Below are 11374 nucleotides of genomic sequence, written 5' to 3' on the forward strand. Positions count from 1 at the left end.
TTTTATATTGATGCATTCCCAAAGTGGATCATTCTTGGAACTGCCGGGTGAAATCGCAGGCTTCTGCCGCCACCTGCGCCACCGAGGCTGCGATGGCCGAAGGCCGGTCGTTGCGATACATCGCGGCATAGGGAACCGAGGGCAAGGCCGGCTCGGCCAGGATAATCTCCAGCTTGCCTTCGTCGATCAGCGGTCGGAAGCAGGCGCTTGGCATGTATGAAATGCCCAGACCCGCGATGGTCAGCCCCAGAAGTGCGGTCATGCTGTCGCTGGAAACCTGGCGCGGAAAGACGATCCCTTGGTTGCGCAGCCATTTGCTGAAATGCAGCCCAGACCCCGAGCGGCTGCCCTGCGACAGGATCGGATATTGCACTAGGTCCGACAGCGGCAGCGACCCCCGCTCGGCAGTGGCGACCAAGCCGGGTCGCGCCATCCAGTCGTTGCGAACCTGGGCCAGAACCTGCGAGGTGACCTCGGGCGCCGTGAAGGTCTCGGGGATCACGATCAGGTCGAGGCTGTTGTCCAGAAGCCCCTCGTAAAGAGTGCGGCTCATATCTACCTCGGGCTCAAGCACGACATTGGGGAATTGCTCGCGCAGCAGGGTGACCATTCGGGGCAGCCATGTCATCGCGATCAACTCGGTCACGCCGAAGCGAATTCTGCGTACTGGGGGCGCGGCGCCGTCGCGCAGGGCATGGATGCGGTTCTGAAGCTCGAGCATTTCTTCGGCGATGCCGACCAGGTATTCGCCCTTCTCAGTCAGCCGCGCGCCACGCAGGCTGCGGTCGAATAACTCAGCCCCCGCAGCCAGTTCCAGTTCCTGAATCCGCTTCGAAATCGCCGATTGCGTCGTGTTCAGCTTCAGCGCCGCGCGCTCGAACGTACCCAAATTGGCGATCCAGTAGATGGTTTCCAGCTGCTTCAGCGTGGTCGGCGCAGGCATGGGGCCTCCATATTCATTCTCACAAGGAATGGTATAAGATAAATATTTATCGGTTTTTTCTATGATACCCTGACTTAAGATGCAAGAAATTCCATCAGAGGCCGTCCTTACGGGCCGTCTGCCCCATTACAGGCAAACCGATGAGCATAACCCTATCCAACCGTGTGAACGCGCTGAAACCTTCGGCAAGCATCGCAGCCAAGGCCATCGTCAACGACCTGCGGGCGCAGGGGCGCAAGATTGTGGATTTCACCATCGGCGAGCCGGATCTGGACACGCCGCCCCATATCATCGAGGCCGCCATCGCCGCGATGCGGGCGGGGGACACGCATTACACCGCCTCGAACGGCACGCCGGCGCTGCGCCAGGCGATCACGGACAAGCTGGCGCGCGACAACGGGATCACCGTCAGCCCTTCGGATATCGTCGTAGGCTGCGGCGCCAAGCAATTGATCTTCGAAGCTTTCGCGGCCACCCTGAATGACGGCGACGAGGTGATCGTGCCCGCGCCCTACTGGGTCTCTTACCCTGATATCGTGGCGCTGAACGGCGGCAGGCCGGTGATCGTGCCCTGCGCGCGCAAGAACGACTTCAAGTTGACTGCCGCGGCGCTGGAAGCCGCGATCACCCCGCGCACCCGTTGGGTGATCCTTTGCGCGCCCTCGAACCCGACCGGCTCGGTCTATTCCAGCGATGAACTTTCCGCGTTGGCCGAGGTGCTGCACCGCCATCCCCATGTCGCGGTGATGACGGATGATATCTATGAGCACCTGGTCTATGACGGCGCCCGCGCCGACAGCCTTTTGCGCGTCGATCCCTCGCTTGCGGGCCGGGTCTTGATGATCAACGGACTGTCCAAGGCCTATGCGATGACCGGCTGGCGGATCGGCTATGCCGCGGGGCCGTCCGAGGTCATCGGCGCAATCACCAAGCTGCTGGGGCAATCGACGACCTGTCCCAGCTCGATCAGCCAGGCGGCGGCCGTCGAGGCGCTGAACGGCGACCAGACCCCCGTGCGGGAGATGGTCACGCTTTACGAACGCCGCCGCAACCTGATGCACGAGCGCCTTGACGCCATCCCTGGCATGAGCTGCGTCCGACCCGCGGGGGCTTTCTACATCTATCCCGACGTCTCGGCCCTGCTTGGTCGCCGCACGCCGGAGGGCGAGGTGATCAAGACCGACACCGATCTGACGCTCTACCTGCTGAGATCGGTGGGCGTCGCGGTAATGGACGGCGCGGCCTACGGCATGTCGCCCTGCCTGCGCCTATCCTTCGCCACATCCGAAGACACCATCGCCGACGGCTGCGCACTGATCGCCAAAGCCTGCGCCGCCCTCACCTGAAAGGAACCAAGATGCTTGACGAACGCCACAATCCCAACGCGTTGCAGGCCGATCCCGCGCTGGTGGATGCCTTCCGCGCCCTGCCCGTCGCCAATATCAGCGACAACCTGCACCGCCTGTCCGGCGCGGCCGGGCTACGGCCCTTCCATGACGGCACGCCGATGGCCGGAACCGCGCTGACCGTGCGCACGCGGGCGGGCGACAACAAGGCGATCCACCTGGCGCTGGACCTGCTGCGCCCCGGCGACGTGATCGTGGTCGATGGCGGCGGCGATATCAGCCGCGCTCTGATCGGCGAGATCATGACTTCGGTCGCGAAGATGCGCGGCGCGGCGGGCTTCGTGCTGGACGGGGCGGTGCGCGACGTGGCCTCGCTGGCGAAATCGGACTTTCCTTGCTTTGCCCGCGCGGGCATCCATCTTGGCCCCTACAAGAACGGGCCGGGCGAGATCAACGTCCCCGTGACCATCGGCGGCATGGTGGTGAATCCCGGCGATATCGTCGTGGGCGATGCCGATGGCGTCGTGGCCTTCCCCCAGTCCATCGCCGCCGCCCTGCTTGAGGCCACCCGCGCGCAATCGGCCAGGGAAGAAGAGATCCTGCGCGGCATCGCCGCGGGCCATTACGTCGGCGCCTATGACACGCGCACGGCCTGACCGCACCACCGGGGGCGTTCCGACGCCCCCTTCCTGAAGGGATCCCCCATGCTTGCCACCGATATCCTGCGCGCGGCCCGCGAGGCTGCCCTTGACGCCACGCGTTCGGGGCCGCCCGTGCGCCCGTCCAATCCCTTCTTCGGCGTCGGCCCGATCAGCGACGGATCGACCGACGAGGTGGACCGCCGATTGCGCCGCCTGGAATTCGAGCGCTGGCTGTACGCGACCTATCGCAAGACCGACGACCGGGGCCGCGATATCGGCGGCTATACGGCCTCGGAACTTGCGCGCTCGATGCACCGGGGCGAGCCTGCCGACAGCATCCTGCGGGACATGATGCGGGCCATCCACCGCTATTTCGGCCTGCCCGCGCAGAACCATCTGGCGGTTGGCCTGGGTGGCGGTCATAGCGGCTTCACCACCTGCATCCAGCATCTGATGACGTTGAACGATCCCGAGCAGCAAGTCTATATCGACACGCCCCGCCCCGAAAGCGCCCGCAACGGCCCCGCCGGTTTCTTCCGTCAATCATGGGCCGCGCAGATCATAGACCTGTGCCGCCTGTCGAAGAACGGCACCACCGAGCGGCTGCATTTCGCCAGCGACGAAGGAAGCATCCCGCCTGCCGAGACTCTGGAGGCCCTGGGCATCCGCCTGTTCATTGGCGTCGGCCACGAAACCACCGGCGCGACCGCCTATACCGCCGCCGAGATCGCCGGGCTGCTGGAATGGCTGGACCGCGACCCTGCGAACCGCCATGCGATCATCGACGCGACCTCGCTTCTGGGCGCGATGCCCTGGCCGGATGACCTGATCGCCGGGCTTATGGCGAAATGCTGCCTTTTCATGCCATTGCAGAAGGCAATCGGCGGGGTCTCGGGCTATTTCACCGCCAGCTTCACGCCGCAGGCGCTGGCGCAGATCGATCGCAACATCGCCGCGCCGTCATGGGCGATTCCGCGACAGCTCAGCCTGACCGTGCCGCAAGATCCCGCGCGCCCGGTCACCGGCCCGCGCTCGGTCGCGCAGGGGCCGTTCTACGACGCCAAGGCTGACCGCATGACCGGCGGTGTCATCAACACCTTCAGCCTGCTGGCCTTCGCCGAGACCACCTTCGGCCTGCGCCAGATCGAAAGCCGCATCGGCCCGGTGACTGCGCTGAACGCGCGCTCGACCGCGAATCGTGCCGCGGTCGAGGCATGGGTGGCAGAAAATCCGCTGTTCAACCTAGCCGTCGCCGATCCCGAGAAGCGCGGCACAGCGGTCACCCTGCTGCAAGTCAACGACCCCGGATTCGAGGAGTTGCGTCCCCGCATCCTGGCCCGCGCCAAGCAGCTTCTGGGTGACAGCGGCATCACCCATCCGGGCGGTCGGCATGAGGCGGGGCTTGGCGCGGCGGTCTATCTGAACGCCTTTCCGGGAATGCCTGGCGATTTTCGCGCTTGGATCGGCGGCGTTCGCGAGACGACGGATATTCCTGCGCTGCTGAACAACCTGAGCTATGCTTGGCTGCGCGCCAAGGCGCTGGTGATCGCCGAGGAACTGAAAGCGCGTGGCGAACAGCTAACCGATCCGCCGGTTCCGCCTCTTCGCCATGCAGCGACAGATAATCCCCGCCTCACCGAGACCTGTACCGAACTGGCCGCGATCTTGGCGGGCATCGCCACATCGACCAACCCCACACAGGCCGAAATGAGCGACCGCCATGCCGCGCGGGTGCAGACGCTGATCACAGAACTGCATCACCTGACAGCCACTCCTCCAATCAGCTGAGGCTAAACTACCTGCAGCAGCAATTGCACACTCTGCGTCGCATAAAGTGATAGAAAACAATGACAGATCCAGACGGCGTAGGAGATGAAGGACACCGAATAGCGATAGCCTATCAGTTGCCCCCAAAAAACGTGACTGATTATCTGTCGCGGCTGCGCCCAAATCTGATCGTGGGGAATGACTTGACGGTATCCTTCGCTAGCAGCGTGAGTATTTAGCCCATGTTCCTGTCGGTCTTCCATCTGTTCAAGGTTGGGGTCGGCCCGTCGTCGTCCCATACCATGGGTCCGATGGTCGCCGGTGCGCGTTTTCTGGACGAGTTGCGCCAGCAGCCCTTCAAGGCGCATGGGCTGAAGGCCAGCCTGCACGGCAGCCTGGCCTTTACCGGCAAGGGCCATGCGACCGACCGCGCGACCATCCTGGGCCTTGCGGGCTTCGTGCCCGCGACGCTGGACGCCGAGGCGGCCGAAGTTACGCTGACCCGGAACCGCGAAACGCATCTTCTGTCGCCCGAGGGCCTGGGCGCCCTGGCCTTCGACCCCAATCGCGACCTTCGCTTCGATTTCGACCATGCACTGCCGGGGCATGCCAACGGCATGACGCTGTCGGCCACGGATGCACAGGGCGACGTGATCTTCCACCGCATCTACTACTCGATCGGCGGGGGCTTTGTGTTGACCGACGAGGAACTGGCCCGCAAGGGCGATGAAAAACGCAGCGACGATGCGCCTGCCGTGCCCTATCCCTTCGCAAGCGCGGCCGAGATGCTGGAGATGGCTGCAGCCTCGGGCAAGTCCATCGCGCGGATGAAGCATGACAACGAACGCATCTATCGCTCGGACGCCGAGATCCGCGACGGGCTGATGCGGATCTGGCAGGTCATGCGCGACTGCATGGATCGAGGACTGACGACCGACGGCATCCTGCCCGGGGGATTGTCGGTCAAGCGACGCGCCAAGGCGATTCACGAAAAGCTTTTGGCCGAACGCGGCATGAACCTGACCGCCCCCCATGTCATCAACGACTGGATGTCCACCTATGCCATGGCCGTAAACGAGGAGAACGCGGCTGGCGGCCAGGTCGTGACGGCGCCCACCAACGGCGCGGCGGGAACGGTGCCCGCCGTGATCCGCTACTGGCTGGACCATGTGCCCGGCGCGTCAGAACGCGACATTCCCGAATTCCTGCTGACAGCGGCGGCCATCGGCGGGCTTGTCAAGCACAACGCATCCATTTCGGGGGCCGAAGCCGGGTGCCAGGCCGAGGTCGGCAGTGCCAGCGCAATGGCTGCCGCAGGCTTGGCGGCGGTCTTAGGCGGCACTCCAGAACAGGTGGAGAACGCCGCCGAGATCGCGCTGGAGCATCACCTGGGCATGACCTGCGACCCGGTGCGCGGGCTGGTGCAGGTGCCCTGCATAGAGCGCAACGGGCTTGGCGCGATCAAGGCGGTCAGCGCGGCCAGCCTGTCGCTGCACGGCGACGGCACGCATTTCGTGCCCCTGGACGCGGCGATCGAGACGATGCGCCAGACCGGGCGCGACATGTCGGACAAGTACAAGGAAACTTCGCTGGGGGGGCTGGCCGTCAACGTGCCGAATTGTTGAAGCGCTCGATGGAGAAATAGATGAAGGTCATCTTTGCTCGTTCTTGGCATTCGGCTCACGGTTTGCAGGCCCCTGGTCGCGCTAGCCCAAATGCGACTTTGGTTGCCGGGAGAGTTTCTCGCGTCTGTAGCCACGTCCTAGCTTTACAGTTGCGTTTTTATCTCATCTCTGAATCAATGTGTTACCATGATTTTGATGAGGTCATGGATGTCGGGATTGGCTGTGGAGGAAACGCTTGAACTGTGGGCTTCGTCGCTTCGGGACGTGAAGTCGCGGATGCGGGTGCTGTTCACACAGGAACGGGTTGCGGCATCGGCCGGTCAGTTTCTCGATGGCCTGCTGGGGGACGAGCGGCGCAAGACCGGCTGGATGCGGGCAGAAGCCGCCGGCGACAAGGGTCCCTGGCGGCAGCAGGCGATCCTCGGCCGGGTGCCCTGGGACGCCGATGCCTTGCGCGACATCGTCCGCGATTATGCGCTGGAAACGCTGGCGGATCCGGATGCGGTGCTGGTCATCGATGAAACCGGCTTTCTGAAGCAGGGTCATGCCTCCTGCGGGGTGGCGCGCCAATACACCGGCTCGGCGGGCAAGATCACCAATTGCCAGATCGGGGTCTTTGCCGCCTATGTCTCGCGCCATGGGCATGCTTTCATCGACCGGGCGCTCTATCTGCCGAAGGCCTGGGCGGACGATCCCGAACGGCGCCGCAAGACCCATGTGCCGCAGGAGACCGGCTTCGCCACCAAACCCGCGCTTGCCCGTGCCATGATCGAGCGGGCGCTGGCAACCGAGATGCCGTTTTCCTGGGTGGCGGCAGACAGCGTCTATGGGGTCGGCGATATCGAGATGGCGCTGCGGCGTGCCGGCAAGGGATATGTGCTTGGGGTCAGCGCAAAGCATGCGTTCAACTCCTGGGACAAGCCCTATGCCGTTGCGGGAACCGCCAGGGATATTGCCGCGAACTTGCCCCCTGAGGCATGGCAACGCCTGTCCGCGGGCACGGGCACAAAGGGCGAGCGGCTCCATGACTGGGCCTACATCGAGCTGGCCGATCTCAATGCCGCAGATTACAACGCGGCCTTGAGCGGGACCTGGACACGAGGCCTGCTGATCCGCCGCAATATCGCAGACGGAGAGTTGGCCTTCTTTTCGACCTGGTGCGCACAAGGCACGTCTATGGAAGCACTGGCACGGGTCGAGGGCCACCGATGGGCGATCGAGGACAGCTTCGAGACCGCGAAGAACGAGCTTGGCCTCGATCACAACGAGACGCGCTCGTGGCATGGCTGGCACCGCCATGTCTCCCTGGTCATGCTGGCCTTCGCCATGATGGCGACCATCCGCCATCATGCCAACACCGCACCGCCCCCAAAAACGATGCGCAACCCGTGCCTCCGCCCCTGATCCGATGGTCTGTCCAGGAAATCCGCCGCATCGCCAATCGCATGGCACAGCGTCAAATCCAGCCCGCACAGATCATCGCATGGTCAATGTGGCGAAGGGCGCATCAGGCCGCAGCAAGACAGGCTCATATCAAACTGAAAACGCAACTGTAATGCTAGGTCATGTTGACAAATGGCGGAGCCAGAGCTTGATGCATGCGATGTCGATGAAGCCGCGGAAGCTTTCTGCGGTTTTGTCGTAGCGGGTTGCCAGCCGACGGCTGTTTTTCAGCTTGTTGAAGCAGCGCTCGACCATGTTGCGCAGGGTGTAGATGGTCATGTCGACAGCCTTGCGCACCCTTCGGTTCTTTCGCATCGGTATCATGGGGAGGGCGTTGCGGCTCTCGATGTCTTCCCGAATTTTATCAGAGTCATAGCCCCTGTCTGCGACCAGGACGGCTGGCTGCGGCAGGTTGTCGGCCATCACCAGATCATAGCCGGTGTAGTCGGAATCCTGCCCCGGCGTGATCTCGGTCCTCATCGGGAGGCCAGCGCCGTTGATGCGGAGATGGATCTTGGTCGAGAAGCCACCTCTCGAACGGCCAAGAGCCTCTTTCGGAGTCCCCCTTTTGCGCCCGCCGCATGATGATGGGCGCGGATCACGGTGCTGTCGATCATCTGCAGCTTGTCCGGCGCGATCCCAGCGTGGTTCAGCGCGTCCAGGATATCCTCCCACAGCCCGGCAAGGGTCCAACGGCGGAACTGCCGGTAGACCGAGGACCACTTGCCGAACTCTTCGGGCAGGTCGCGCCACGGCGCACCAGTCCTTGCGATCCAGAAAATGCCATCCAGAACAAGACGATGGTCCGCAGGCTTGCGCCCGTTCGGATGCCGGACGGCTCGGATGAAGCCCTCAAAGAATCCCCATTCGTCGTCGGACATCAGGTTGCGTGCCAAGCTCATCTCCTACGTAGAGAGCAGCTTGAATCACAGCGCGCACGCCGGTGGAACCCCTTTTGTCAACATCACCTAGGCATATGCCTAAGCCTCCATGGTTATGCCCAAGTGTCCGGTCGAATTGGGGGCCAGTTCAGTTCAGGGTTTGACCAATATGCCAGTCGGCGGTGTGCAGTGCGCGCATAAAATCCTCAAAACCAAAGCAATTAATCGACGCAACCTGCGTCGCAAGAAATTACGAGAGTACAGCGTATCTTGCCCACCTCTTGACACGATCTATCTCTTGAATGCTGCGAGCAAGACTCAATACCCCTACGCATCTTTATCCGGCCTTCTTCTCGAAAGAGCTATTCGGCGAAACTTTCCTTGGCCTGTTCGTGTTTGACCGTCTTTCGATTTCGCGCGCTTCAGCGATACGCCACATCCGGTATCGACCCTGCCCGGTCACTTCGCGGATAAGGTGTCGCGCCTCCATCCAAGCGAGGTTACGCTGAACGGCGGCGCGACTGGCGCCGGTCATTGTCTCGGCGATCGGGGCAGAGACGAGTGGCCATTCAGTAAGTGCCGCGCGCAAGGCTTTGGGCGTTCTGCCCGAGAGTGAGGTCATCTCTACCTCCGCTCGCGCAGCCCATACCTCAACGTCGTCGAGGTGGCGGATCGCGCTCAGGCAAGCCGTTTCCATCCCGTCTAGCCAGCGCGTCAAACGGTCGGCGGGTCGGCCAGAGGCACGAAGGCCCCCTGCCCCGCCCATGGCCAGTGGCGCAAAGATAGCCCCTCTTCCCTCACTGGCTGCGATCCGCGCGGACGTGACAGCCGCTTCCATCCGGTCTCCGTGCTGCCCGAGACCGGCCAAGTTCCAAATGTGAAAGCCCATGCAGGCACGGCTGATCGGGTGCAGATCGGCAGCTTGCGCCATCAGGTCCAGCCAACCGCCCGCGCGATCCGCAAAGGGTTCCGCCTCACCCGCCAAGTTCTCGGGGTCACGGCGATCCACAAAAGCGGCCAGGTCCACCTCCGGCCCTGGCCCTCCCGTCAGACGCCGCACCGCCCATCCGACCCGTGCCAGGGCGGCAGTATCGTCTTGAACTCCAGACAGGCGCAGGGCGATCCAGAGCGCCAGTCGATCCGCCCCGATGCGGTCGCCTACGAACCAACTTAGGTCGGCCGCTTCGATCAGGGCGAGCCTGTGGCGCCAACCCTCAGGCCCCCTCCGCAACCGCTCGTCCAGCCCACCGAGCCGACCTGCGACACGGGCGAGCCGCGCGGCATTGTCCGCCTCGGCTTTGCGCCAATCGTCAAGGATTGCAGTCTCGCGGGGTTCGGCCCTGAGGACGGGCGGCAGATCGTCGGGCTCGTCTTCGATCGGACCAGGCAGGAACCACAGATCGTCTTCGGATCTCTCCGCGGCCTCTTCCACTCCGGTCAGAGGGTCGTCAGAAATGCCATATGGAGCAGATACGTGAGGCTTCATATGTGCAAAATACGTACGTTTTGCTTTTTACCCAAGGGTTTTCTCGTGGTGCGCCTGTACTCCCTTTATAGCACGCGCGCGCGACTGCTCGCGAGATATCTCTGAACGCGCGCAGCCATAGGAAACCAAGGGCATTTTGCTGACCTCGGCCATAAAGAGCGCTCTTGCTTCCGTTTACAAATGGTCGTTTATTGGTGATACATAAAATTGCAAACGGCCCAGTTTCATGCCGCTGATTGGCTATGCGCGCGTCTCCACCGAGGATCAGACCCCCCTGCCCCAGTCTGAGGCACTGCAGTCTGCGGGATGCGCCGAGATTTTTGAAGAGCACGCCTCGGGCGGCAACCGCGCGCGGCCCGTGCTTGCACGTGTGCTGGAGCGGATTGGCAAGGGCGACACGCTGGTCGTCGTGCGGATCGACCGGCTTGCGCGGTCTTTGTCGCACCTACTTGAGGTGATCGAAAGACTGGAAGGCAAGGGGGCGTTCTTCCGCTCGCTCCAGGACCCGATCGACACTGCCTCGCCCCAGGGCAAGTTCACGTTGCAGGTTCTAGGCGCTGCGGCTGAGTTCGAACGCGCTCTGATCCGCGAGCGTACCAAAGCCGGACTTGCCTCGGCACGCTCAAAGGGCCGCGTAGGCGGCAACCCAGGTCTTCGCGCCAAGGACCCTGAAGCGCTGCGCAAGGTGCGGCTGGCGCGACAGGACGGCTACATGGAGCGCTTGAACGAAACTGCGCAGGATTGGGTGCCCCATGTGCGCCGTTTGCGCCCCGATATGGCTTGGGAAGACGTCCTGCGGATCATCAATGGCCCCCTGCCCCATGATCGGCGCTGGACGCAAAGCCGCCTGCTCCGCGCCGTGAAGGCATACGTGGCGGACGGATTCCTGCCTGCTGAAGTGCTTGGACGCGCTGGACGTCGCGAAACCGACGATCGCCTGCCTGCGATTGTCGCCGCAATTAAAGGTGCTGACCCGGAGATCACCTTGCAGGCAATCTGCGACCGACTGGAATCCATGCGTGAGCGCACCCCTCGCGGTCGCACCAGCTGGCAGCCTTCCTCAGTCAGAATGCTGCTGGAGCGTGCTGAAAAGCTGGGGCTCCTCTGAGGATCACACTTGTGTTGGCCTAACCGATTGCCACTAAATCTAGAAAGTGCTTGCACGAATCTGGTTGGTCGGGCAATAGTCTCGAAAAATAACGCGCGGTCACATAAAAAACGCGCCCATGGATCGGGGCAGAC

At 63.0% G+C, this 11374-nt stretch carries 8 protein-coding genes and 1 pseudogene; 6 read left to right on the plus strand and 3 right to left on the minus strand.

The window, feature by feature from the left end; translation table 11 throughout:
- Positions 1 to 28 precede the first annotated feature (28 nt).
- Positions 29 to 943: a LysR family transcriptional regulator gene (locus tag ACNKFW_RS22830; RefSeq protein ID WP_418025928.1), complete on the minus strand. Its 915-nt coding sequence runs from the start codon at positions 941 to 943 to the stop codon at positions 29 to 31.
- Positions 944 to 1083: 140 nt separating this feature from the next.
- Between ACNKFW_RS22830 and ACNKFW_RS22835 the strand changes: the two genes are divergently transcribed.
- The 5 genes and pseudogenes from ACNKFW_RS22835 to ACNKFW_RS22855 all read left to right on the plus strand — a co-directional run bounded on the left by ACNKFW_RS22835 (position 1084) and on the right by ACNKFW_RS22855 (position 7726).
- Entirely contained in the window at positions 1084 to 2289 is a 1206-nt protein-coding gene (locus ACNKFW_RS22835) for a pyridoxal phosphate-dependent aminotransferase (RefSeq protein ID WP_418025930.1), read from the plus strand.
- A gap of 11 nt (positions 2290 to 2300) precedes the next feature.
- Positions 2301 to 2945 (plus strand): RraA family protein, encoded by a 645-nt coding sequence (locus ACNKFW_RS22840; RefSeq protein WP_418025932.1) that lies wholly within the window; start codon positions 2301 to 2303, stop codon positions 2943 to 2945.
- A 48-nt stretch (positions 2946 to 2993) separates the two neighbouring features.
- Positions 2994 to 4520, plus strand: a pseudogene (locus ACNKFW_RS22845) (hypothetical protein); the annotation flags it as partial.
- A 419-nt stretch (positions 4521 to 4939) separates the two neighbouring features.
- Positions 4940 to 6322: an L-serine ammonia-lyase gene (locus ACNKFW_RS22850; RefSeq protein WP_418025934.1), complete on the plus strand. Its 1383-nt coding sequence runs from the start codon at positions 4940 to 4942 to the stop codon at positions 6320 to 6322.
- Between the two features lie 207 nt (positions 6323 to 6529).
- Positions 6530 to 7726, plus strand: a complete 1197-nt coding sequence (locus ACNKFW_RS22855) for an IS701 family transposase (protein WP_418025936.1) — start codon at positions 6530 to 6532, stop codon at positions 7724 to 7726.
- Between the two features lie 159 nt (positions 7727 to 7885).
- Here the strand turns inward: ACNKFW_RS22855 and ACNKFW_RS22860 are convergent.
- Together ACNKFW_RS22860 and ACNKFW_RS22865 are read right to left on the minus strand one after the other, a co-directional pair.
- Positions 7886 to 8667 (minus strand): IS5 family transposase gene (locus tag ACNKFW_RS22860; RefSeq protein ID WP_409928813.1). Its coding sequence is split into 2 segments (ribosomal slippage): positions 7886 to 8325 and positions 8325 to 8667, totalling 783 coding nucleotides; the frame shifts between segments, so codons are not numbered across the junction.
- 316 nt (positions 8668 to 8983) lie between these two features.
- On the minus strand, positions 8984 to 10132 hold the full coding sequence (locus tag ACNKFW_RS22865) for a hypothetical protein (protein ID WP_243700268.1): 1149 nt from the start codon (positions 10130 to 10132) through the stop codon (positions 8984 to 8986).
- A 226-nt stretch (positions 10133 to 10358) separates the two neighbouring features.
- Here ACNKFW_RS22865 and ACNKFW_RS22870 point away from each other — a divergent pair, with 226 nt between their 5' ends.
- Positions 10359 to 11240, plus strand: a complete 882-nt coding sequence (locus ACNKFW_RS22870) for a recombinase family protein (RefSeq protein WP_071974352.1) — start codon at positions 10359 to 10361, stop codon at positions 11238 to 11240.
- The last annotated feature ends 134 nt before the right edge of the window (positions 11241 to 11374 follow it).

It is taken from the genome of Paracoccus sp. TD-10 (genome assembly GCF_048270675.1).
GTDB lineage: Bacteria > Pseudomonadota > Alphaproteobacteria > Rhodobacterales > Rhodobacteraceae > Paracoccus > Paracoccus pantotrophus.

What these genes read in the sequence shown, in the direction of transcription:
- ACNKFW_RS22865 (WP_243700268.1), bottom strand. Translation starts at nt 10,132, where the DNA reads ATGAAGCCTCACGTATCTGCTCCATATGGCATTTCTGACGACCCTCTG.
- ACNKFW_RS22830 (WP_418025928.1), bottom strand. Translation starts at nt 943, where the DNA reads ATGCCTGCGCCGACCACGCTGAAGCAGCTGGAAACCATCTACTGGATC.
- ACNKFW_RS22870 (WP_071974352.1), top strand. Translation starts at nt 10,359, where the DNA reads ATGCCGCTGATTGGCTATGCGCGCGTCTCCACCGAGGATCAGACCCCC.
- ACNKFW_RS22855 (WP_418025936.1), top strand. Translation starts at nt 6,530, where the DNA reads ATGTCGGGATTGGCTGTGGAGGAAACGCTTGAACTGTGGGCTTCGTCG.
- ACNKFW_RS22850 (WP_418025934.1), top strand. Translation starts at nt 4,940, where the DNA reads ATGTTCCTGTCGGTCTTCCATCTGTTCAAGGTTGGGGTCGGCCCGTCG.
- ACNKFW_RS22840 (WP_418025932.1), top strand. Translation starts at nt 2,301, where the DNA reads ATGCTTGACGAACGCCACAATCCCAACGCGTTGCAGGCCGATCCCGCG.
- ACNKFW_RS22835 (WP_418025930.1), top strand. Translation starts at nt 1,084, where the DNA reads ATGAGCATAACCCTATCCAACCGTGTGAACGCGCTGAAACCTTCGGCA.